Raw genomic sequence first — 21,799 nt, forward strand, 5'->3', positions numbered from 1 at the left:
AGATCAGACGCGGAGTCGACAGTGGACGAGTCGCCGGCGAACCGGGACGGTCCCCGGACCGATCGGAGCGGGCGACGGAGAACCGCTGGAGGGGAGAAGATGAAACGGATCGGGAGCACGCTCCTCGTGGGTCTTTTGCTCGTCTCGACGGTGAGCAGCGCCGTGGGTGTCGCGAGCGCCGCGAACGTCTCCATCCAGTCGGTCGAGACATCGGTCGATCAGCCCGCCCCGGGCGAGGCGTTCACCGTGACGACGACCGTGGTTAACCTCGAAAGCAGTTCGGGACCGGCCGACGTGACCGACGTGTACGTCCGCCGGGCCAGCGGCTCCGGCGAACTGGCGCGAATCGAGGACGTGGGAACAATCGCGGCCGGGGGTTCGATCGACATCCCGCTGACGCTCGACATCAACAAGACCGGCGGCCAGCGCCTCCAGGTCAACGTCGTCGTGAAAGACGGCGGCGGCTACCGGCGCGTGCAGTACCCGCTGTACGTCGACGTGCAGGAACCCGACGAGGCGTCCATCTCCGTCTCGACGCCGGAGGACCTCGTCGCCGGTCAGGAGTCCCCGGTCAACGTCACCGTCTCGAACGGCGACGACGGGACGCTCTCGAACGTCAGGCTCGAACTCGGCGGCGACGGGGCCATCGAGAACCCCGAGCGCGTGAGCGCCGCCATCCAGTCCGGGTCGCAGGTGAGCCACGCGTTCGACATGACGTTCGCCGAGGCCGGCGAACAGACGATCAGCGCGACGCTGACCTACAACGTGAACGGAACGACGCGGACCATCGACCGCGAGGTCACCGTCGGCGTCGAGGAAGCCAACACGGACGCGGAACTGACCGCGACGTCCACAACCGTCAACGGCTCGTCGGCCATCGAGGCCACCCTCACCGAGTTCGGCAACGTCGAACTCCGCGACGGGCAGGTCAGCGCCGTCGTCGACGGCGATGTCGTCACGCGGACCCTCGTCTCTGACGTCGGGGCCGAGGAGACCCAGACCGTGACGCTCGACGGCGACGACATCCCCGCCGGCGAGGTGACGGTCGTGGCACAGTACACGGCGGCCGGCGAGCAACAGACCGCCGAGACGACCGTGGACTACTCGCCGCTCGAACAGTCGAACGTGACGCTCACCGGCGTAGAGGTCACCCGGCAGGGAACCACGATCACCCTCGACGGCGACGCCTCGAACATCGGGAGCGCGGACGCGAGTTCGGTGCTCGTCAGCGTCGTCGAGTCCGAGGGCGTCACGCCCGCCGCGCCGAACGGCGAGTACTTCGTCGGCAGCGTCGAGTCGAGCGAGTTCGCCACGTTCGAACTGACCGCGAGCGCCGGCGCGAACGCCTCGGTCGACAGCGTCCCGGTCCGTATCAGCTACTCCGCCGCCGGCGAGCGAGTCGAGCGAATCGTCGAGGTCGACGTAAGCGACACCTCGGGCGGCGCGGCCGCGGCCGCCAGTGCGGCGAACGGACCCAGCGGCGGTGGCGCTCCCGGCGGCTCTGACAGCGGTCTCCCGCTGACGACCATCGGAATCGGGGTCGCCGTGCTCGTACTCGGCGGCGTCGGGTTCGCGGCCTACCGCTGGCGACAGCAATGAGCGACGCCGTCATCGAACTCGACAGCGTGGTCAAGCGCTACCAGAGCGGCGAGGAGGTGATCGAGGCGCTCAAGGGCGTCGACTTCAGCGCCGACCTCGGCGAGATGGTCACGATCATCGGCCCCTCGGGGTCCGGCAAGAGCACCATGCTCAACATGATCGGCCTGCTCGACACACCCACTGAGGGGGTCGTCCGGCACGACGGCCGTGACGTGAGCCAGTTCTCCGGGGACGAACTCACCGAGGAGCGCCGGTCGAGCATCGGGTTCGTGTTCCAGGACTTCCACCTGCTGCCGATGCTCACGGCGACCGAGAACGTCGAACTCCCCTCGATGTGGGACACCAGCGTCGACCGGCGCGACCGCGCGGTCGACCTGCTGGAGCGCGTCGGCCTCGGCGACCGCCTCGACCACACGCCCAAACAGCTCTCGGGCGGCCAGCAACAGCGCGTCGCCATCGCCCGCGCGCTGATCAACGAGCCGGACGTGGTGCTCGCCGACGAGCCCACGGGGAACCTCGATCAGGACACCGGTGAGACCATTCTCGAAGAACTGACGCGGCTCAAGGAAGACGAGAACGTCGCCATCGTCGCCGTGACCCACGACGACCAGATGCTCGAATACACCGACCGGACCGTCGAAATCGTCGACGGGGTGATCCAGTAGTGGGCGTCTCGGACCTCCTCTGGCGGTTCCCCAGCGCGCAGATGGCGTGGCGCAATCTGGGCCGCAACCGCCTCCGAACGGCGCTTGCGGCGCTCGGCATCATCATCGGCGTGGTCGCCATCTGCTCGCTCGGGATGGCGACCGTCGCGCTCCAGCAGCAGGCGTCGTCGCAGCTCGGCAGCATCGCGGACGAGGTGACCGTCTCCTCGGGCCAGGACAGCGACACCGACGGCGTGACCGACGATCAGGTCGAGACGATACGGAATCTCGCCGGCGACGCGGAGGTGGTCCCGCAGAAGACGAACTCGACGGAGATATCGGCGAGAAACGGCGAGGAGGCGAGAGTGAGCGTCACCGGGGTGACGAACGCCGCCGCGCTGTACAACCTCACGTCTGGGAACGCACCCGAGCGGCTCGTGACGGGGGCGCTCATCAGCAACGGCACGGCCGACCGGCTGGGTCTCGAAGTCGGCGACCCCGTCGAGTACGACGGCCAGCTCTACCGCGTCCGCGGCTTCATCGAGGAGGACGGTCCGTCGTTCGGGCCCGGCGGTGGCGGCGAACTCGTCCTGCCGGAGTCGGCGCTGTCGGACCAGGATTACTACGACTCGGTGACGATCATCGCCGCGGACGGCGACGCGGCGACGGAGGTCGGCAACACCCTCGACGACCGCTTCAACACCGACGACGAGGAGGAGTTGAGCATCACCTCGTTCGGCGGCGCGGATCAGGTCGGTGGGTTCCTCGATACGCTGTCACTCGCGCTGCTGGCGATCGGCGGCATCTCGCTGGTCGTCGCGAGCGTGGCCATCCTCAACGTCATGCTGATGAGCACGGTCGAGCGCCGCGGCGAGATCGGCGTCCTCCGGGCCGTGGGGGTCCGCCGCGGCGAGGTACTGCGGATGATCCTCACCGAGGCAGTGCTCATGGGCGTCCTCGGCGGACTCGTCGGCGCGCTCGGCTCGCTCGCGGTCGGGCTCGTGGTCTTCCAGATGATCACGGGCGACCCACTGGGCGCGCTCGGCTGGAGCAGCGCGCAGTACCTGGTGTACGGGTTCGCCTTCGCCGTCGTGGCGAGCGTGCTGAGCGGCGTCTACCCCGCCTGGAAGGCGGCGAACGACCGCCCGGTCGAGGCCCTGCGCGGATGACCGACGTGACCCAACGACCCCGATCCGGCGATGGTGCGGAAACGCGGTCTGGATTGAGAAGTGTTTTAGGCCACCCTAAACAAAGGTGAGTGTCAGATGACAGCCGAACCTTCGGGCTTGCAAGTGACCGACGAGAACAGCGAGGGACTGTCCACGGACGCGGTAGAATACATGGCGTTCCTCGCCCGCTCGGAGCACCGTCTCCGCGTGCTCGATCTACTGGCGGATGGCGAACGGTCCCGTGAGGAATTGCGGGAGCCACTGGAGGCGACGCGAGTGACACTGAGCCGTATCCTCGGTGACCTCGAAGACCGTGGACTCGTCCGGCGAACGAACGTCGGCCGCGGGTACGAACTGACTCCCTTCGGTGAAGTCGTCCACAGGGATTTCGCTCAGTTGCTGGGGACAGTGTCTGTCGGACAGGCGTTCCCGGACCTCGTCTCGCGGCTCCCGACCGACTGGTTCGACTTCGACCTCCGGTGTCTTGCCGACGGCGAGCACGTCCACGGGAAGAGCGCTGACCCGCTCGCCGCGGCCCGCGTCGTCGCGAACGCACTCAGAGACGGCAGCTCGTGTGAGGCGCTCGTTGGGACCTTCACGTCGCTCCCGATGCACGCACACGAGGAGGACATTCGGGAGGGAACCGATGCCGAGGCGCACGTCGTCTTCGACGCGAACGTCACCAAGACGATGCTCGAAGATCAGTCACTGCGGGCCACGTGGCAACGCATCGAGGCCGCTACCGACGGGACGGTCTATTACAGCCTCGACGAGCGACTCCCCTGTACCGTCGACCTCATCGACGACGAAACCGTGTTTCTCACCGTTTCCCGAGGCGAGAGGGCCGATTTCGACATCGTCTCGTGTTCTCACCCCGACGTTCTGGCGTGGGCCGATCACGTGATCGGTGAGTACCGAGACCGCGCTGTGCCGCTCAGCCAGCGGGCGAGTGTCGACCACTGACGATAGCTGCGAACGTTGCCTGTCGGCCGTAACACGCCGTGAACATCGTTCACGGCACAGCACATCGTACGGTGAGAATCACTAAGACTGTTTCAGGCCAGCCTAAAAACATGGTGCGCAGACGCCAGTTACTCGCAAGCAGCGCTAGCCTCATCGCCGCCGGCGTCGCCGGCTGTGCCGGAAATACCACCGGTGCTGGGGAGAACACGGCGGAGACCACGGACTCAGCGACCGCGACGGCGACCGAGACGGACGCGGAAACCGAAGCGGCCACGGCGTCGGACCCGACACCGTACACGGTCCACATCGAACCCAACGATCCCTACACGTTCGAGGAGGTCCCACAGACGTACGGCGTCGTCTCCGGCCCCATGCTCGACATCGGGATGGCGCTTGGCATCCATCCGAGCGCGACCACTGGTCTCGAACGCGCCCCGCTCAAGTTCTACGACCTCCTCGGCCTGGCGTTCGACGAGAGCCGGGTCACCAAGCTGGCCAGCGGCGCGGAGTCCGGCTACGACAAGGAGAACTTCTACGCGGCGAACGCCGACGTCTGGCTCATTCCCAAGAGCACCGTCTCTCGGTTCACCAACTGGGGCGAGTCAGACTACGAGGAAATCGAGTCCCAGACCGGCCCCTTCCTCGGGACACCACTCCGCTTTGCACCGACCGCTGCCGTCTCCGGCGACCCGAACCCGTACACCCTCTACGAGGCCTTCGAGAAGGTCGCGACCGTCTTCCAGCGTCAGGAGCAGTTCCAGGCGTGGCAGTCACTCCACGACGACCTCACGAGCACGATCGAAGACGGCCTCCCGCCCGAAGACGACCGTCCCACCGTCGCCGCTATCTGGCGCGGTGTCAACCCGGATTCCGGACAGTTCCGCATCGCCCCGCTCCACCGCGTGGGCAACAACACCAAGTCCTACTACCGCGTCGGACTGCGGGACGCCTTCGAGGGGCGGTACCCGGACGGACCGATCGGCTACGAGGAACTCCTCCGGGTCGACCCCGACTACATCGGGGCCGTCGGCGCGCTCACCTCCTCCACGCACGAGCAGTTCGTCGCCAACGTCGTCGAACCCTTCGAGAACAACGACAACGGACAGGACCTCACTGCCGTCCAGGAGGGGAACGTCATCCGCAGCGCCGGCCAGTACATGGGCCCTATCGTCGATATGTTCTCCACCGAGGCCGTCGCAAAACAGGTCTACCCCGAGCAGTTCGGTGAGTGGCCCGGTCCGGTGGGCGAACTGTCCGCGGACGAACGGCTCTTCGACCGACAGCGCCTCCTCGACGCCGTCAACGGCGACCTGTAGGACCGATGGCGAAATTCTTCGAGACGCTCGCGGAACGAGGAGCGGCCGGTAGCGACTGGTACGCCAACTCGAAACTGGCAGGCGTCGTACTCGGCAGCCTCGCGGTCCTCCTGGCTGCGACCCTGTTACAGGTGAGTTTCGGTGCCTACCCCCTGACGCTTGGGGAGGCCTGGAACACCGTCTTCGACCCCGAGATCGTCCTCGCTCTCGAACCCTGGCGGGCGTTCCTCCTCGGCGGTGGCATCCCAGACTGGTTCACCCGGCGACAGCTCATCGTCTGGAACATCCGCCTGCCGCGAATCCTCGTCGGCGCCCTCGTCGGGGCGAATCTCGCGGTCTCCGGAGCGATCTTCCAGATCATCACCAGAAACGAACTCGCGAGCCCCTACATCCTCGGCGTGAGCGACGGTGCCGGCCTCGTCGTGCTCGTCATCCTGACGGCCTTCTCGAGCCTGCTCCCGCTCGTCCCGGTCCTGGCGGCGTTCGGGGGCGGAATCGCGTTCCTGCTGGTGTACGTCATCGCGTGGAAGAACGGGACCAGTCCCGTCCGTCTGGTGCTCGCGGGCGTCATCGTCGGGACCGTGTTCGGGTCGGTCCAGCGAGCGCTGTTCTTCTTCATCAACGACCTCAGTACGGTGATGTCCGCGCAGGCGTGGCTCTCGGGCTCGCTGCTCGGTACCGACTGGGCCCAGGTCCGTATCGCGCTCCCGTTCACCCTCCTGGCGATGGCCCTCGCGTTTCTGGTGACCCGCGAACTGGACGTGCTCGTGCTCGGCGAGGAGACCGCCCAGTCGCTCGGGATGCCCGTGGAACGGGTTCGCTTCGCCGTGGCGAGCATCGCGGTGCTCTCGACGGCCGCGGCCATCGCGGTCGCGGGGCTCATCGGCTTCGTCGGACTCATCGTCCCGCACATGGTCCGCAACGTCGTCGGGAGCGACTCTCGTCGGCTCCTGGTGGGCTGTCTGTTCCTCGGCCCGGCACTCCTCGTCGGGGCCGACGTGGGCGCGCGCCTCGCGCTGAGCCCGATACAGCTCCCCGTCGGCATCATCACCGGCCTCGTCGGCGGGCCGTACTTCCTGTACCTGATGCGCAAGACCGAGGGCATGGGGGAGGTCTGATGGCCGAGCAAACGCCGGTTCCGGACGACGAACGCGCGGCCGAGGGCCAGACGGCGGCCGCCGTCGACGGCGAATCGGCCGGTGAGACTCCCGTCTCTGAGTTCGCCGCCGAGGACCTCGTCGTCGGCTACCCCGGCACCGACGAGCCGGTCATCACGGGCGAGACGCTCCGAGTCCCGCCCGGCGAAGTGACCGCGCTCGTCGGCCCGAACGGGAGCGGCAAGAGCACGCTCCTCAAGGGGCTCGCACGCCAGCTCACCCCCGATAGCGGGGCCGTCCTGCTGGACGGGCAGGCTGTCGAGTCGTTCGGCTCGAAAGAGCTCGCCCGCCGGCTCGGCCTGCTCTCCCAGGAGAACACCGCACCGGACGGCATCTCGGTCGCAGACCTCGTCGAGCGCGGCCGCTACCCACACCACGGCTTCTTCGAGTCCCCGGGCGAACACGACCAGGTGGCCGTCGAGGAGGCGATCTCGACGGCCGGCATCGAACACCTCCGCGACCGCGAGGTGGGAAGCCTCAGCGGCGGACAGAAACAGCTCGTCTGGATCGCGATGGCGCTCGCACAGGACACCGATGTCCTCCTGCTCGACGAGCCGACCACGTTCCTCGACCCACACCACCAGCTCGAGGTGATGCAGATTGTCGAGCGACTCCGCGACGAGAGCCGGACGACGGTCGTGCTCGTGCTTCACGACATCGCACAGGCGGCGCGATACGGCGACCACGTGGTCGCGCTCAAAGAGGGTGCGATCCGTGCCAGCGGCCCGCCCGAGTCCGTCGTGACGAGGGACCTCCTCGCCGAGGTCTTCGAAATCGACGCGGAGGTCATCGAGACCGAACACGGCCCCGTGGTCGTGCCGCTGGACCCGCTCGGTGAAGACGCTACAAAGCAAACGAAGTCATCATGACCATCCCATGCAGGAACCGGGCCAGAGATATCCAATGTGGGCGAGTTCATCTCCATCTGAGTGCGCTCTGCTCATAGGGAAGAGAGTTTCTGACCTATACGCCCCCTCTTACTCCACTTTCCGAATATACGATATTATATTCTCTATAGTAGGGTCGTTTTTCCACAATACGATGACAGATACCCAAAACCAGCGATTGTTCGCCTCTATCCCGAGTTCAAAGCGTTCAAAAAAGTGGTCGAATCGCTCCTTCGGTGTGGCCGTCGACCTGTCCCGCAGGATGGCGTTCGAGCGATACGCACCGGGTGCGGTCCCCTCCGAGGATTAATATGGACGGGGCGGCTTCTCATACGGTAACCATGACCGACCGCGTCCACAGGGTACTGTCGAGCGCGACGGAGTCGCTCGTCCGGCCGGAGTACACCGGCGAGAACCGCTGCTGGCCGTGTACGGTCCTCAACCTCGCTATCGTCGCGGTGGTGGTCGCAGGAGTAGGGTGGCTGTCCCCGCCCGCGGGCGCGGCGCTCGCGCTCGTCGGGGTCGCGCTGATCGCGAGTCGCGGCTACGTCGTGCCGTTCACGCCGCGGATCGGTCCCGCCCTGGTCGCGCGGCTCCCGATCGACGCGGGAAAAGCCGGGTCCGAGACCCCTCCCGCCGAGGCGAGCGGTGACGTGGGAGCCGTCGCGGCCGACGTCGACGGCGAGGCCGTCCTCGGTGCGCTGATCGACGCCGGAATCGTCCACGGCGAGGCTGACATCCAACTCGACGACGACTTCCGCGCCGCGTGGCGCGAGCGCATGACCGAGCTCCGGGACACCGATCTCGAAGCCGCGCTCGAAGCCGCGATTCCGAACGTCACCGCCGAGCGCTACACCTGGCGGGACGATCCGTGGTACTCGCTCGACCGCCCGGACCTCGACCGACCGTCGTCGACGCTGTCGCGGCCGGTGGCCCTCGCCGACGTCGCCGCCGTCGAGACGCTCACCGACCGCGGGCTCTCGCGGGCCGTCGCGTGTCAGGCCGCCCGGCCGCTCCGGCAGTTCCTCACGGCGTGTCCGGCGTGTGACGCTGCGCTCACCATCGGCGACGACTCCTGCTGTGGCGGCTTCGGTCCCGACGGGCCGACGGAGGTCCTCGCCTGCCCGTCGTGTGACACGCACGTCTTCGTGTTCGCCGAGTGAGCGGCCGTTCAGGTGTCGGTGCTCGTCTCCGTCGGGGTGGGCGTCTCCGTGCCGGTCGCCGTTTCCGTCTCGGTCTCGGTGGCCGTTCCGGTCTCGGTAGTCGTCTCAGTTCCCGTCTCAGTCCCGGTATCTGCGGTGCCCGTTTCGGTGTCCGCAGTCTCCGTCTCGTCGAGGCCGCCGAGTTGGACGGTGTGGACCCGAATCTCGCCGCGGGCGACCAGATAGACCGTCTGCCGATTGCCAGCCGCACCGCGCAGGTCGGTCTCCATGTCGGCGTAGCTATAGACGCCGCCGGTAGACGGAACGGAAACCGTGCCGAGCAGCGTCCCCGACGGCGAGCCGCGACGGAGTTCCAGTTCCGTCGAGCCGCTGGCGGCGCGAGCGACGGAGACGACGGCGCTCTCGGGCTTTCCGCGCAGGTCCACGTCGGCGAACGAGACCCACGACCCCGCCGTCATGCCGACGACCGTCCCCGCTGACTTGGATTTATCGAGGAGTTCCACGTCGGACCACGTCCAGTCGTCTGCGTCGACCGCCCGCGTCGGTGTCGAGAGGTCTCGCGGGCCGATGTCCTCGCCATTGACGTGCAAGACGCCCTCGATTCTGTCGTCGCGGGCCGAGGAACCGATCCACAGGTCGTGTGGGGAGTCCTCGACGACGAACTGGTTCTGCGTCACGTCCCAGAACGCGAAGTCGTCGTGTGCGACCTCGAACGACACGGTCGCGCTCTCGCCCGCGTCGAGACGAACGCGCTCGAAGCCCCGCAGGACCCGGTCGGGCTGGTCGGTGCGCGAGTGGCGCTGGCTCGTGTAGCACTGGACCACCTCGTCGGCCACCCGGTCGCCCTCGTTGGTCACCCTGACGCTGACCGTGGCCGTCCCGCCCGGCGCGAGCGGCCGGTTCGTCGGAATCCGCTCCCGGTCGTATCGGAACGACGCGTATGACTCGCCGTGGCCGAAGGGGTACAGTGGCTCGTCCTCGTTCCACCGATAGGTCGTGCCGGCCTCGGCGATGTTGAACTCCGTGATGTCGGGGAGCTGATCGACGGACCGCGGCCAGGTCTGCGGAAGCCGGCCGCCGGGCGGCGCGTCGCCGTAGAGCACGTCGGCGAGCGCGCTCCCCTCCTCCTGGCCGGCGTGGGACGTCCACAGAATCGATGGAACGTGCTCGTCGGCCCAGGTGACGGCGTAGGGATAGCTGCTCTTGAGGAGACACACCGTGTCGGCGGCGGCCTCGGTCACGCGCCGAAGGAGCTGTCGGTGTGACGCCGTCAGCGTCAGGTCCTCGCGGTCCTCGGTCTCCCGTGCGCCGACCAGCGGGTGGTTTCCGATCACCACGACGGCGACGTCCGCGTCCGCTGCGGCCGCGACGGCCTCGTCGATGCCGTCGGTCTCGACTTCGAGGTCGAACGTCGCCGCCGCGGACTCGTCGGCCGCCGTCGCCCTGAGGCTCCCGTCCTCGACCGCGACGAACGCGTGCTCGTCGTCACCGGCGAGATACCGGAGCGCGACGCCGCCGTCGCCCGCGTCCACGAACTCGAAGGCCTCCGGGACGTGGTCCCAGCCGTAGGGGTACTCGACGGAGTTCTGGAGGCCGTAGTCGCCGTTGACCGTGACGTAGCGGTTGTTCCCCGCCGCCAGCAGCGTGTACGTGTCGTCGGCCCACTCTGTCGCGGTGAACTGCTGGACGCTCGGCGCGTCGGTCTCGGACAGGGAGAGTCCGCCCCCGCCCTTGCTCACGCCGGCGGCGACGTAGTTCCCGGACTCGCGTTCCCTGAGCCGGATCACGTCCATCCCCGTGGCCGTCTCGACGGCGTCCGGCCCGACGCGGTCCCGGATACCCGCCGCGGGGGTCGTCCGGTACGACGGGTCGCCGCTGTACCAGTCGGTGAACACGCGGTCGGCGAGCGGGCCGACGACGGCGACGCGCTCGTCGCCCGACAGCGGGAGCAGGGGGCCGGCGTCGTCGTCGTTCTTGAGGAGGACCGCCTGCTTGCGCGCGGCCTCGCGGGCGAGTTCGCGGTGCTCGGGGCGGCCGATCACCTCCTCGCCGATGTCGGCGTACGGGTCCTCAGAAGGCGGGTCGAACTCGCCGAGGCGGAACCGAACCGACAGGACGTGCCGGGCGGCCTCGCTGAGGGCTGACTCGTCGATCAGCCCCTCGTCCAGTGCCGTCTCGATGTGTTCGACCGTCTTCGAGTTGTCGACGCCGCGTTCGGTGAAGCTGTCGAGGCCCGCGAGGAGGGCCAGCGCACGGGCCTCGGCCTGTGAGTCGGCGTAGTCCGTGTCCCAGACGAGCGTCGGCGGGGCCCAGGCGTCGCTGACGTTCATCACCGACTGATCATCGGGTGCCCACTCGCGGACCGGGTCGTCGAGCAGCGGCGAGGCCGTCATCGGTCGGCCGTTGACCTTGTTGTACGAGGCCATGACGCCGACCGCGTCGCCGGCCGCGATCGGCGGCTCGAAGAAGGGCAGGTAGTAGTCGTGGAGCAGGCGAGGCGTGAGTTCCGCGTTCGTCGTGACCCGATCCGTCTCGACGTTGTAGCCCGCGTAGTGCTTCAGGCTCGGGGCCGTCTTGAGGGTCGAGGCGTCCGACCCGGTGAGCCCGTTCGTGTACGCCGCCGCGGCCGCGCCGCTGAGCAGCGGGTCTTCGGCGTACCCCTCCTCGTTTCGCCCCCAGCGCGGATCGCGGAGCGGGTCGACGGTCGGGGCCCAGACGTTCAGCCCGACGCCACCGTTCGTCTGGCTGTGCTTGCCTCGCACTTCGTCGCCGACCGCGCTCCCGACGCGCTCGAGGAGCTCCGGGTCCCACGTGCTCCCGAGACCGATGGCCTGCGGGAACACCGTCGCGTCGCCGAGCCACGACACCCCGTGAAGCGCCTCCGTCCCGTTCCTGAACGCGCCGACGTCGAGGCGGGAGACCGGCTGCTGGTACTGGTGGAGCAACTCGATCGTCTCCCTCGTGTTCAGTCGGCCCACCAGATCGGCGGCCCGCTCGTCGTCCGGCCTGTCCGGGTCCAGAAAAGGCGCGTCGTCGGGTACGTCTTCGCCGTCTCCGGCCGCGGTTCCCGCGAACGCGACGCCGGTTCCGGCGGCGATACTCGTGAGTACGTTCCGTCGAGTGAAGTCATCCATGGGCGGACACTGCGGTCGTTCAGAGAAATGACAATTATAAATCCTTTACGATTCTGACTGTTTCGATCTGTGACACCTGTCCACCCGAACCGATGGTGTCCATCGGGCACTGCTGCCCGGTTTGTTATCTAATATAGAACAGACGTTCTGTAGCAGATTTTTCTTTCCGAGTTGATTGTGGACAATACCCACAGTCCCGGTGCGAGGGCCGACAGAACCGGCCGCGATCGGGTCGAGTCCGCATCTGCACAACCAGTAGTACAGTTGTTATTCTGTGAGTCGTCTCCAGCCGATCGATTCGTCGGCCGATCGGCGCATGGCCGCGTTTCTGCCGTCTGTGGGCTCGAAATTCCGTTTCGCTCCCACGGCCGGAACTGTCCAGAGCGGCGTGTTATGTATTTCAGAACGGCCGTTGGATATAGCAGGATACCTGGGACGACGAGCGACCGACTCCTCGAACAGTTGCTCTGGGGGATGGCCGGAAGAAAGGGTGGCGCGTGCGGCGGGCGATACGCGGTGTTCTCAGGCTGAGTCCGGACGGGTCATGCGCGGTCGGACCATAATGAGAATCGGCGGCCGGACCGGCTAGTCCAGAGACACCCACTCGCCGGCGTCGTGGGACCGCTCGACGGCGTCCAGCACGCGCTGGACGCGGTAGGCGTCTTCGAAGGAGGGGCGGAACGAGCCGTCACCGGCGACAGCCGAGAGGAACTCGTAGTTCTCGTGGACGAAGGTGTGTTCCCAGCCGAGGACGTGGCCCGGCGGCCACCAGTGGTCGACGTAGGGGTCGCTCTCGTCGGTCACGAGGACCGTCTGATAGCCCCTGTCGTCGGGGCCGAGGACCTCCAGTTCGTTGAGCCGTTCCAGCGAGAACGCGAGACTCCCCTCCGAGCCGTGAATCTCGACGGCGTGGTCGTTCTTGTGGCCGGCGGCGAACCGCGACGCCTCCAGGGTCCCCACGGCCCCGTTCTCGAAGGCCAACTGAGCGGTGAAGGCGTCGTCGACCGTCACCTCGCGGGTCTCGCCCGGCTGACCGTCTGGGTCCGGTCGTTCGTCGACGAACGTCTGGAGCTGGCCCGAGAGCCGGGTGATCGGCCCGGCACGCTCGCCGACGAGGAAGCGGATGAGGTCGATCGTGTGCGCGCCGAGGTCGCCGAGCGCGCCGCTGCCGGCGACCTCCTCGGACAGTCGCCAGCTCCACGGCGCGTCGGGGTCGAGCAGCCAGTCCTGAAGGTAGCGGCCTCGGACCTGTCGAATCTCGCCGAGTTCGCCGTCGTCGATCAACGCCTTCGCGTACTGGATCGCGGGGACGAACCGGTAGTTGAACGCACACCCGGCCACCGCGTCCGAGCGAGCCGCGGCGTCCCGCATTGCCGCAGCGTCGTCGAGCGTCCGCGCCAGCGGCTTCTCACAGAGGACGGCCGTGTCGGCGTCGAGCGCCGCGATCGAGGGCTCGCGATGGATGGCGTTCGGACCGAGGTTGTAGAACGCGTCGACCTCGTCGATAGCCGTCTCCCAGTCGGTGCTGTAGCCGTCGAAGCCGAGTTGCTCGGTCGCGTCGGCCAGCGCCGCCTCGTCCCGGCCGATCAGGACCCGGCGGTTGACCGCCGGCGCGTCCGGGAAGAACATCGGCAGTCGAGCCAGCGCGTTCGCGTGGGCCTTTCCCATGAACCGATACCCCAGGACGCCGATGTCGAGCGTGTCCGTCATGGGATCACGCCCAGTAGGCGTCGCCGGGCTGGGTCTCGAACACCGCGCGCTGGAGCACGTCGATTCCCTTCTCCAGTCCCTCCGTCGCCGAGGTCAGGGAGTCCTCGTGCTCGATGGAGAGCGCGCCGTCGTAGCCGACCATCCGCAAGGTCGAGACCACGTCCTTCCAGAACTCCTCGCCGTGGCCGTAGCCGATCGAGCGGAACAGCCACGAGCGGTTCGGCTCGTCGGTGTAAGGCGTCGGGTCGAGGACGCCCTTCTCGCGGGCCTGGGACTCGTAGACCTTCGTGTCCTTGGCGTGGAAGTGGTGGATGGCGTCCGCCTCGCCCAGCAGCCGGATCGCGTCGGTCACGTCGATGCCCTGCCAGAAGAGGTGCGAGGGGTCGAAGTTCGCGCCGATGCGGTCGTTGGTCGCCTCCCGGAGCCGAAGCATCCCGCGGGGCTCGTAGACGAGCATGTTCGGGTGCATCTCGATACCCACGTCCACCCCGTGGTCGGCGGCGAACGCGGCGACCTCGCTCCAGTACTCGGTGGCCACGTCCCACTGGTACTCGTGAGCCTCGCGGTGCTCGTCGGGCCACGGCGCGGTGATCCAGTTCGGCGTCGTGTCCCCGGGCGCACCCGCGGGGAGGCCGGAGAAGGTCACGACGGTGCCGACGTCGAGCTGGTCGGCCAGTCGGATCGCCCCCCGGATCTCCGCGTCGGCCTCGGCGGCGCGTTCGTCGTCGGGATGAAGCGGGTTGTTGTGTGTCGCCAGCGCCGCGATGCGGAGGTCGTATTCTTCGAGAAGCGCCCGGAGGTCGGCCTGCGCGTCGGTGTCGTCGAGGTACTCGTCCTGTGGGAGGTGATCGTCGCCGACGAACCCGCCACAAGCGAGTTCGACCGCACCGACACCCCGATCGGACAGGTACCGGAACACGTCTTCGATGTCGCTATCCGCCAGTGACACTGTCAGGACTCCTACATCCATACGCGTGAATACGAACAGCAGTATATAAAGATGCTGGTGAGTGGGGCGGGCTCGCCGCCACACAGAGCGGCATCGGAGAAATGTTTTTATATGAGAGTTGTGAACGCGGGCAGTACATGGGATCACTTCGCCTGGAGAACATTACCAAACGGTACAGCGACGTCACCGCGGTCGACGACATGAACCTCGACATCGAACACGGGGAGTTCATCTCGCTCGTCGGCCCGTCTGGCTGCGGGAAGTCGACGACGCTCGAGATGATCGGCGGCCTCACCATGCCGACGGAGGGGACCGTCGCCATCGACGGCAACGACGTGACGGACCTGCCGCCGAAGGACCGCGACCTGGCGATGGTGTTCCAGAACATCGCGCTGTTTCCCCACATGACCGTCTTCGAGAACATCAGCTACGGGCTCCGGATTCAGGGCGCGGACGACGACGAAATCCAGCGGCGCGTCGACGACGCCGTCGAGACGCTGAAACTCGACGGAATGCTCGAACGGATGCCGAGCGAACTGTCGGGCGGGCAGCGCCAGCGCGTCGCCATCGGCCGGGCCATCGTCCGCGACCCCGAGGTGTTCCTGATGGACGAACCGCTGGCCAATCTGGACGCGAAGCTGCGGGTCCACATGCGGACCGAACTCCAGCGCATCCAGCGCAAACTCGACGTGACGACCATCTACGTCACCCACGACCAGGAGGAAGCGATGACGATGTCCGACCGCGTCGCCATCATCAACGACGGGCGGCTCCAGCAGATCGACCCGCCGCTGACGTGCTACAGCGAACCGAACAACCAGTTCGTCGCGGGGTTCATCGGCTCGCCGTCGATGAACTTCATCGAGGGCACCATCGGCCAGAACCGCTTCGAAGCAGAGGGAGTCACGATCGACACGAGCCGACTCGATCTGGATGACGGACCAGTGACGCTCGGAATCCGGCCGGAGGACATCTATCTGGAGTCGGACGACCCCGCTCCGGAGATGGTGGGCGGCATCGCCGCCGCGGTCGACGTGATCGAACCCATCGGCGAGAAGATGTTCGTCTACCTCGTCCCGGAAGCCCGAGCGGAGACCGACGCGATCCTCGACGGCGAGGTGGACACACAGGAGCACCTCCTGATGAGCATCGACCCCGACGCCGACATCGAGGAGGGGCAGGTCGTCGACGTCACGTTCGACCGGTCGAACATCCACCTGTTCGACGCCGACTCCGGCGATGCGCTCGTCCACGGGATCGAAACGGAGTCCGCGCCCACGCCCTGACCCGTGGCGAGGCATCCAGTGGATCCGCCGAGCCATCCGAGTGGGGGCTGCGATCAGCCTCTCCTCAGCGCCGCTGCCGTGTGGTTTTCGCCGTGTCGTCGCTCGAACTGGTAATCCATGAAAACGTTTATGTATATTGGTCGTGACTCCTCGCTGTATGCCACAGAGCCGTGACCATAGCGGTGCAGCAACCAGTTCGCACAGCGACTCGATCAATCGACGCCGGTTCGTCCAGGCCGTCGGCGCGACGGGCGTGACCGTCGGCCTCGCGGGCTGTTCCGGCGGCGGGTCGTCGGGCGGGTCCACGACGGGCGAGAGCGGCGAAGGCGGCGGTGCGAGCGGGGGATCGAAGCTCCAGCTTACGACCCACTCCGAGTGGCGGAAGAACAGCGAGGCGATCGAGCAGGCGCTGTACGACGCCGGGCTCTCCGAGGACATCCAGCTCGAGTTCATCAGCGCGGGCTCGACGACGGACGAGATGCAGAACCAGTACTCCCAGTGGCTCTCGGCCGGGCAGGCCCGCCCGGATCTGATGATCTTCGACAGCGGGTGGACGATCCCGTTTATCGTCCGGGGCCAGCTACTCAACCTCGAAGAGGCGCTCCCGTCAGACCTGCTCGACACCGTCCACAACGACTACTTCCAGCAGAGCGTCGGCTCGGCGACCGGCCCGGACGGCGACCTCTTCGGCGTCCCGCTGTACCCCGACTTCCCGACGATACAGTACCGCAAGGACCTGGTACAGGACGCCGGCTACGACTGGGAGCAGTACCGGACCGAGGCGATGTCCTGGAAGCAGTTCGCGACCGAACTGCAGGACGTCCACGAGCAGTCCGACGCGGACTACGGCTTCAACTGGCAGGCGGCCTCGGAGATCCAGCTGTCCTGTTGCGTGTTCAACGAGTTCCTCAGCTCCTGGGGCGGCGCGTTCTTCGGGAACCCCGAGGAGAACCTCTACGGCCCGGTCGGTGATCGCCCGGTCACGGTGAACGAACAGCCCGTCAAAGACTCCCTGCGGATGGCCCGGTCGTTCGTCCACGGTGCCGACGCCGACGGGGCGCTCGACGGCTTCGCCGGCGGCATCACGTCGACCGAGGCCGGCCAGTGGGGGCTCTCGCCCTCGATGCGGCCGTTCACGAACGGCAACGCCGTCGCGCTGCGGAACTGGCCGTACTCCATCAACATCAACGGGGCGGAGGACGCTCTCGGCACGGACATGGGCGTGATGCCGATTCCGTACGGCGTCCCCGAGGGTGAGGGCCAGTACCCGGGCACCGGCGGCTCCGTCGGCGCGCTGGGCGGCTGGAACTTCGCCGTCAATCCGAACAGCCAGCAGGTCGACGCCGCGGTCGAGTTCCTGCAGACGATCTCGACCGAGTCGTTCCAGCTGGCGAACTTCAAGATCGTCGGCCACATCCCGCCGGTCCCGAGCACCCTGAAGCAGGCGTCCGACGTACCCATCATGAGCCGCTATCTCGAACCGCTCACCTACGCGGGCGAGCACACGATGGCGCGCCCGGCGACCCCGGTCTGGCCCCAGCAGGGCGAGGCGGTCGCACAGGAGGCCCACGCGGCGATCATGGCGAAAAAGCCCGTCGACGAGGCGATGAGTTCGCTCCAGTCCCGGCTGAAGAGCTTCGAAGAGTCCTACAGCGGATGAGCACGAAAAAGTCGCGGTCGGCGGGGTCCACCCGGGCCTACCGGCTGGACCTGAAGTTGCTGAACCGCATCGAGCGCCTGAGCGAGACGCAGTTCGTCTACGTGATGTTGCTCCCCGTGTTCGCGCTGCTGGGGACGATGGCCATCTGGCCGCTGCTGTACACCGCCAACATCTCACTGCACGCCGACAACATCGCGTCGGCGAACCCCGTCGGGGCGTTCGTCGGCCTGGAGAACTACGTCAGCATCCTGACGGGGGAGGCGAACCTCCGCCGGCCGTTCCTCGACCTGAACGCGCCCTTTACCAGCGCGCTCCCGGTGACACTCATCTTCACGGCTGCGGCCGTCGTCGCTGAGACGCTGCTCGGGTTCGCGATGGCGCTCATCCTCGACCAGGAGTTCCGCGGCCGCCGCTGGGTCCGCGTCGGCATGATCCTGCCCTGGACGGTCCCCATCGTCATCCAGGGGATGATCTTCTATCTGCTGTTCCAGCCGTCGCTGGGGTTCGTCGTCGGCCCGCTCCAGAACCTCGGGCTGGTGTCCGGGTCCCCGCTGGCCAACAGCCAGGACTCGCTGCTGATCGTCATCCTCGGCGACATCTGGAAGCAGTCGGCGTTCATGGCGCTGCTCATCCTGGCCGGCCTCCAGAGCATCGACCGGAGCCTCTACGACGTGGCCGAGATGTCCGGCGCGTCGAAACTCCAGCAGTTCCGCACCATCACCTTCCCGCTCGTCCTCCCGACGCTGCTCGTGGCCCTGCTGTTTCGGACCATCGCGGCGCTGAAGGTGTACGGGCTCGTCGAGACGGTCTCGAGCTGTAACACCGTCCCGACGCTCAGCTGTCTCGTCATCTCGACGTGGAACGCGAACCGCTACGGCTCCGCCGCCGCCATCGCGTTCATCATCGCGGCGATCATCGCGCTCTTGCTGCTGTTCTACCTACGGCAGTTCAGCAAGCAGGAACACGGAGGTATCTGAACATGGCACGCGCACACACCGGCGACGAGAAGAACATCCTCGAACGCACCGCCCACCGGGCAGTCCACGAACCCGACGTCGTGTACCGCTGGCTGACCTACGTCGGCATCGGCTTCTTCCTGACCGCGTCGCTGTTCCCGTTCTACTGGCTCACGGTCGTTGCGCTCACGCCGAACCGGTCGATCTCCGGGCTCGGCTTGCTCCCGAACGGGTTCAACCCCGGGGTGTTCGTCGAGGTCTTCCAGACCATCCCGTTCCTGCGGTACATGCTCAACAGCGTCCTCATCGCGGCGATGACGACCGTCATCGTGCTGTTCGTCGGCTCCATCGCGGGCTACGTGTTCGGCCGCTACGACTTCAGGGGTCGGACCCCGCTGATGGTCGTCGTGCTAGTCATCTCGTATTTCCCGCCGGTGGCGTTTCTCATCCCGCTGTTCCGGCTGTTCACTGGGAACGTCTCGCTCTTCGGGCTTCCGTACCCCGAGCTCTACAACACGCCGTGGGGCGTCGTGATGCCCCTGAGCGCGCTCGTCATGCCGCTCATCATCTTCCTGCTATCGACGTTCTACAGCCAGATTCCCGACGGACTCGAAGACGCCGCGCGCATCGAGGGATCGACCCGCATCGGCGCGCTGTTCCGGGTGATCGTCCCGCTGTCCGCGCCGGGCGTCGCGACGGCCGGCATCCTCACGTTCATCATCGTCTACAACGAGTTCTTCTTCTCGTACCTGATGGTGACCGGCACGGCCGACAGCTGGGCCCCGGTGCTTCACGGCATTCTCCAGTTCCAGGGGACCCAGTCGGTCGCGTACAACCTCATGGCCGCCGCGAGCATCATCGGCGTCGTCCCGATGGCGCTCTTGGTCATGCTCGCCCAGGACCGCATCGTGAGCGGCCTGACCCAGGGCGCACTGAAGGAGTGAGCGCCGCCCCACCGTCACTTTCGTAGCTATAGAAATTATTCACGTATTATCGCTGTGGGAAAGACATATACTACTGGGAGCTAGCTACTAGGTAGCCACCGTTATGTCATACAGAGCGATACAGGTCGGTACGGGCGGACAGGGCGAAAACTGGTGTACGGAGTTCCTCGCGCCGTACGTCGAGGACGGAACGATCGACGTGGTCGCCGCCGTTGACGTCGACGAATCGCAGCACGAGACCGCCGTCGAGCACCTCGGCGTCGACCCCGATCGGTGCTACACCGAGTTCGAGACCGCCTTCGCTGAGGTCGACGCGGACTTCTGTACCATCGTCGTGCCGCCGTGGGTCCACGAGGACGTCGTCGACGCCGCCATCGAACACGACCTCCACGTCCTCAGCGAGAAGCCGATCGCCGAGACGCTCGAGGCATCAGTCAGGATCGCGGACAAGATCGAGCGCGCGGGCCTGAAGATGGGCGTGACGATGAGCCACCGCTTCGACCGGGACAAGACGACGCTCCGACGCCGCCTCCGCTCCGCGGCGTCCGGCCCGCTCGATTACCTCGTCGGGCGCTTCACCTGTAACGCGCGCTCGTACGGGACGTGGGGAGCCTTCCGCCACGAGATGGAGGACGTGCTCATGATCGAGGGCGCGGTCCACCAGCTCGATTTCATGGCCGACATGGCCGGGAGCCGCTGTGAGACGATATACGCCGACACGTGGACGCCGGAGTGGGCCGAGTACGAGGGCGACGTACAGGCGCTCGTCCAGCTCCGGTTCGAGAACGGCGTCCGCGCCACCTGGGAGGGCGCGAAGTCGAACGCGGTCACGCTCAACGGCTGGAAGAGCGACTACCTGCGCGCGGAGTGTCGCGACGAGACGCTCGTCCTCGACGACCGGGAGATCACCCGCTACCCCTACGAGGCAGACGCGGAGGGCGTCATGGGCGGCCTCGAAGACGGCGTCGGCGAGCCCTTCCCGCTCGACAGCCGCGAGGCCTGGGGGAACACCTGGCTGGTCGACCAGTTCCTCGAGTGGCTCGACGGCGGCGCGGAGATGGAGACCAACGTCACGGACAACCTCCAGTCGATGGCGCTCATCGAGGCGGCCATGCGGAGCAGTCGGACGGACGAGCCGGTCCGCGTTCAGGACCTGCTGGCCGAGGCACGGGAGTCGGTCAGCCCGACGCAGTGACGCGCCGCGAAACCGCGACCTGTGGACAGCACGCCGCTCCCGCGCTCACCAGCTCTTGAGGTCGAGTTCGATGGCGTTCGTCGCGTTGCGGATGACGTTCGGAATCTCGTTCTCGAAGTGGTCGTCGGAGATCTGATTCGCCTGGGCCGAGACGCTGATCGCGCCGAGGACGTCGCCTCCCTGTGACTGGATCGGCGCTGCGACGGCGCGCAGACCGGCGACGTTCTCGCCCTCCGCCAGCGCGTAGCCCCGGTCGCGGACGCTCTCCAGTTCCGAACGCAGTTCCTCGCGGTCGGTGATCGTCTCCGGCGTCACGGCGGGCAGGCCGCGCTCCTCGACGATCGACTCGACCCGCTCGTCGTCCATGTACGCGAGGAGGACCTTGCCGGACGCAGTCGTGTGCAGCGGCGTTCGATAGCCGGCGTGGGCCTGGTGTTCGATCGTCTGACCGCCCCGCGTCCGGTAGAGGTAGACGCCCTCGCCGCGCTCCTCGACCATCAGACTGCTGACGACGCCGATCTCGTCGGCCAACTGGTTCACCTTGGGCTTGCCCACGTCGTAGACGTCGAGGACGCCGCGCGCGCTCGATCCGAAGTCGAGAAATTTCAGTCCGAGTCGGTAGGTGTCGCCGTCCTTGACGACGTACCCCGCGTCGCGGAGCGTCATGAGGTGGTTGTACACGACGCTCTTGTTCAGATCGAGATCGGCCGCGAGATCGGTGATCCGTCCCGCCTCGCGCCCCTTGAGCGCCTCGAGGATCTCGAAGGTCTTCCCCGTGGTACTGACCCGGTTGTTACTGTTATCCATGACAGAACGCTCGGTTCGGACCGTAATAAATCGCGGGGGCGAGACGCACATCCGCCTCCGATCCGGGACCGGTTGACAACCATCATACGGTCGATACGATCCGAGAATTGTCCGCTGGCAGGAGTGTCTCTGGAACCGCCTCTGTGAGCGGACGGATACGCGAGTTTCAGCGCCACCTACCCGAAGAATCAGCGGCCTGATGAGCGATCCTTCAGTTTCCGCCCGCTCTGCTCGTTGTCATCCACAGCCCCACTAGAAAG

17 protein-coding genes are annotated in these 21,799 nt (G+C 66.9%); 13 read left to right on the forward strand and 4 right to left on the reverse strand.

Going from position 1 to position 21,799, the window contains the following annotated elements; translation table 11 throughout:
* Nucleotides 1-99: 99 nt before the first annotated feature.
* The 8 genes from ACOZ4I_RS12995 to ACOZ4I_RS13030 all read left to right on the forward strand — a co-directional run bounded on the left by ACOZ4I_RS12995 (nucleotide 100) and on the right by ACOZ4I_RS13030 (nucleotide 8,898).
* Complete coding sequence (locus ACOZ4I_RS12995; protein WP_424000194.1) at nucleotides 100-1,599, forward strand: hypothetical protein; 1,500 nt, start codon at nucleotides 100-102, stop codon at nucleotides 1,597-1,599.
* Nucleotides 1,596-2,264: an ABC transporter ATP-binding protein gene (locus ACOZ4I_RS13000; RefSeq protein ID WP_424000196.1), complete on the forward strand. Its 669-nt coding sequence runs from the start codon at nucleotides 1,596-1,598 to the stop codon at nucleotides 2,262-2,264. The genes ACOZ4I_RS12995 and ACOZ4I_RS13000 overlap by 4 nt, the downstream gene beginning before the upstream one ends.
* On the forward strand, nucleotides 2,264-3,412 hold the full coding sequence (locus tag ACOZ4I_RS13005) for an ABC transporter permease (RefSeq protein ID WP_424000198.1): 1,149 nt from the start codon (nucleotides 2,264-2,266) through the stop codon (nucleotides 3,410-3,412). The genes ACOZ4I_RS13000 and ACOZ4I_RS13005 overlap by 1 nt, the downstream gene beginning before the upstream one ends.
* A 96-nt stretch (nucleotides 3,413-3,508) precedes the next feature.
* Complete coding sequence (locus ACOZ4I_RS13010) at nucleotides 3,509-4,375, forward strand: helix-turn-helix transcriptional regulator (RefSeq protein ID WP_424000200.1); 867 nt, start codon at nucleotides 3,509-3,511, stop codon at nucleotides 4,373-4,375.
* A gap of 110 nt (nucleotides 4,376-4,485) precedes the next feature.
* Nucleotides 4,486-5,691 carry an ABC transporter substrate-binding protein gene (locus ACOZ4I_RS13015; protein ID WP_424000202.1) on the forward strand — a complete coding sequence of 402 codons (1,206 nt, stop codon included), beginning with the start codon at nucleotides 4,486-4,488 and terminating at the stop codon, nucleotides 5,689-5,691.
* Nucleotides 5,692-5,696: 5 nt separating this feature from the next.
* Entirely contained in the window at nucleotides 5,697-6,809 is a 1,113-nt protein-coding gene (locus ACOZ4I_RS13020) for a FecCD family ABC transporter permease (RefSeq protein WP_424000204.1), read from the forward strand.
* Nucleotides 6,809-7,717, forward strand: a complete 909-nt coding sequence (locus tag ACOZ4I_RS13025) for an ABC transporter ATP-binding protein (protein ID WP_424000206.1) — start codon at nucleotides 6,809-6,811, stop codon at nucleotides 7,715-7,717. The genes ACOZ4I_RS13020 and ACOZ4I_RS13025 overlap by 1 nt, the downstream gene beginning before the upstream one ends.
* Before the next feature lie 359 nt (nucleotides 7,718-8,076).
* The gene (locus ACOZ4I_RS13030; protein ID WP_424000208.1) at nucleotides 8,077-8,898 is read left to right on the forward strand and encodes a hypothetical protein; all 822 of its coding nucleotides are present in this window, start codon (nucleotides 8,077-8,079) and stop codon (nucleotides 8,896-8,898) included.
* A gap of 8 nt (nucleotides 8,899-8,906) precedes the next feature.
* On the opposite strand, the gene ACOZ4I_RS13035 is transcribed toward ACOZ4I_RS13030, so the two are convergent.
* From ACOZ4I_RS13035 to ACOZ4I_RS13045, 3 genes are all read right to left on the reverse strand, one after another.
* Nucleotides 8,907-12,032, reverse strand: a complete 3,126-nt coding sequence (locus ACOZ4I_RS13035; RefSeq protein WP_424000210.1) for a glycoside hydrolase family 3 C-terminal domain-containing protein — start codon at nucleotides 12,030-12,032, stop codon at nucleotides 8,907-8,909.
* Nucleotides 12,033-12,617: 585 nt separating this feature from the next.
* A complete protein-coding gene (locus ACOZ4I_RS13040) occupies nucleotides 12,618-13,742 on the reverse strand; it encodes a Gfo/Idh/MocA family protein (RefSeq protein WP_424000212.1) in 1,125 nt (374 codons plus the stop codon).
* A 4-nt stretch (nucleotides 13,743-13,746) separates the two neighbouring features.
* A complete protein-coding gene (locus tag ACOZ4I_RS13045) occupies nucleotides 13,747-14,712 on the reverse strand; it encodes a sugar phosphate isomerase/epimerase family protein (RefSeq protein WP_424000214.1) in 966 nt (321 codons plus the stop codon).
* 116 nt (nucleotides 14,713-14,828) lie between these two features.
* Here ACOZ4I_RS13045 and ACOZ4I_RS13050 point away from each other — a divergent pair, with 116 nt between their 5' ends.
* From ACOZ4I_RS13050 to ACOZ4I_RS13070, 5 genes are all read left to right on the forward strand, one after another.
* Nucleotides 14,829-15,977 (forward strand): ABC transporter ATP-binding protein, encoded by a 1,149-nt coding sequence (locus ACOZ4I_RS13050; protein WP_424000216.1) that lies wholly within the window; start codon nucleotides 14,829-14,831, stop codon nucleotides 15,975-15,977.
* Between the two features lie 157 nt (nucleotides 15,978-16,134).
* Nucleotides 16,135-17,637 carry an extracellular solute-binding protein gene (locus ACOZ4I_RS13055; RefSeq protein WP_424000218.1) on the forward strand — a complete coding sequence of 501 codons (1,503 nt, stop codon included), beginning with the start codon at nucleotides 16,135-16,137 and terminating at the stop codon, nucleotides 17,635-17,637.
* Entirely contained in the window at nucleotides 17,634-18,614 is a 981-nt protein-coding gene (locus ACOZ4I_RS13060; protein WP_424000220.1) for a carbohydrate ABC transporter permease, read from the forward strand. The genes ACOZ4I_RS13055 and ACOZ4I_RS13060 overlap by 4 nt, the downstream gene beginning before the upstream one ends.
* Before the next feature lie 2 nt (nucleotides 18,615-18,616).
* Nucleotides 18,617-19,537: a carbohydrate ABC transporter permease gene (locus tag ACOZ4I_RS13065; RefSeq protein WP_424000222.1), complete on the forward strand. Its 921-nt coding sequence runs from the start codon at nucleotides 18,617-18,619 to the stop codon at nucleotides 19,535-19,537.
* A gap of 103 nt (nucleotides 19,538-19,640) precedes the next feature.
* On the forward strand, nucleotides 19,641-20,732 hold the full coding sequence (locus tag ACOZ4I_RS13070; protein ID WP_424000224.1) for a Gfo/Idh/MocA family protein: 1,092 nt from the start codon (nucleotides 19,641-19,643) through the stop codon (nucleotides 20,730-20,732).
* 45 nt (nucleotides 20,733-20,777) lie between these two features.
* Here the strand turns inward: ACOZ4I_RS13070 and ACOZ4I_RS13075 are convergent, their stop codons facing one another.
* Nucleotides 20,778-21,539, reverse strand: coding sequence for an IclR family transcriptional regulator (locus ACOZ4I_RS13075; protein WP_424000226.1), 762 nt, complete (start codon nucleotides 21,537-21,539; stop codon nucleotides 20,778-20,780).
* Nucleotides 21,540-21,799 lie beyond the last annotated feature (260 nt).

The sequence above is a fragment of the Haloarcula salina genome (assembly GCF_049603855.1).
Taxonomy (GTDB): Archaea; Halobacteriota; Halobacteria; order Halobacteriales; family Haloarculaceae; genus Haloarcula; species Haloarcula salina_A.

Bases quoted from the DNA above. Each gene is read 5' to 3' on its own strand.
- ACOZ4I_RS12995 (WP_424000194.1), top strand. From the start codon at position 100: ATGAAACGGATCGGGAGCACGCTCCTCGTGGGTCTTTTGCTCGTCTCG.
- ACOZ4I_RS13000 (WP_424000196.1), top strand. From the start codon at position 1,596: ATGAGCGACGCCGTCATCGAACTCGACAGCGTGGTCAAGCGCTACCAG.
- ACOZ4I_RS13010 (WP_424000200.1), top strand. From the start codon at position 3,509: ATGACAGCCGAACCTTCGGGCTTGCAAGTGACCGACGAGAACAGCGAG.
- ACOZ4I_RS13015 (WP_424000202.1), top strand. From the start codon at position 4,486: ATGGTGCGCAGACGCCAGTTACTCGCAAGCAGCGCTAGCCTCATCGCC.
- ACOZ4I_RS13020 (WP_424000204.1), top strand. From the start codon at position 5,697: ATGGCGAAATTCTTCGAGACGCTCGCGGAACGAGGAGCGGCCGGTAGC.
- ACOZ4I_RS13025 (WP_424000206.1), top strand. From the start codon at position 6,809: ATGGCCGAGCAAACGCCGGTTCCGGACGACGAACGCGCGGCCGAGGGC.
- ACOZ4I_RS13030 (WP_424000208.1), top strand. From the start codon at position 8,077: ATGACCGACCGCGTCCACAGGGTACTGTCGAGCGCGACGGAGTCGCTC.
- ACOZ4I_RS13035 (WP_424000210.1), bottom strand. From the start codon at position 12,032: ATGGATGACTTCACTCGACGGAACGTACTCACGAGTATCGCCGCCGGA.
- ACOZ4I_RS13040 (WP_424000212.1), bottom strand. From the start codon at position 13,742: ATGACGGACACGCTCGACATCGGCGTCCTGGGGTATCGGTTCATGGGA.
- ACOZ4I_RS13045 (WP_424000214.1), bottom strand. From the start codon at position 14,712: ATGGATGTAGGAGTCCTGACAGTGTCACTGGCGGATAGCGACATCGAA.
- ACOZ4I_RS13050 (WP_424000216.1), top strand. From the start codon at position 14,829: ATGGGATCACTTCGCCTGGAGAACATTACCAAACGGTACAGCGACGTC.
- ACOZ4I_RS13055 (WP_424000218.1), top strand. From the start codon at position 16,135: ATGCCACAGAGCCGTGACCATAGCGGTGCAGCAACCAGTTCGCACAGC.
- ACOZ4I_RS13060 (WP_424000220.1), top strand. From the start codon at position 17,634: ATGAGCACGAAAAAGTCGCGGTCGGCGGGGTCCACCCGGGCCTACCGG.
- ACOZ4I_RS13065 (WP_424000222.1), top strand. From the start codon at position 18,617: ATGGCACGCGCACACACCGGCGACGAGAAGAACATCCTCGAACGCACC.
- ACOZ4I_RS13070 (WP_424000224.1), top strand. From the start codon at position 19,641: ATGTCATACAGAGCGATACAGGTCGGTACGGGCGGACAGGGCGAAAAC.
- ACOZ4I_RS13075 (WP_424000226.1), bottom strand. From the start codon at position 21,539: ATGGATAACAGTAACAACCGGGTCAGTACCACGGGGAAGACCTTCGAG.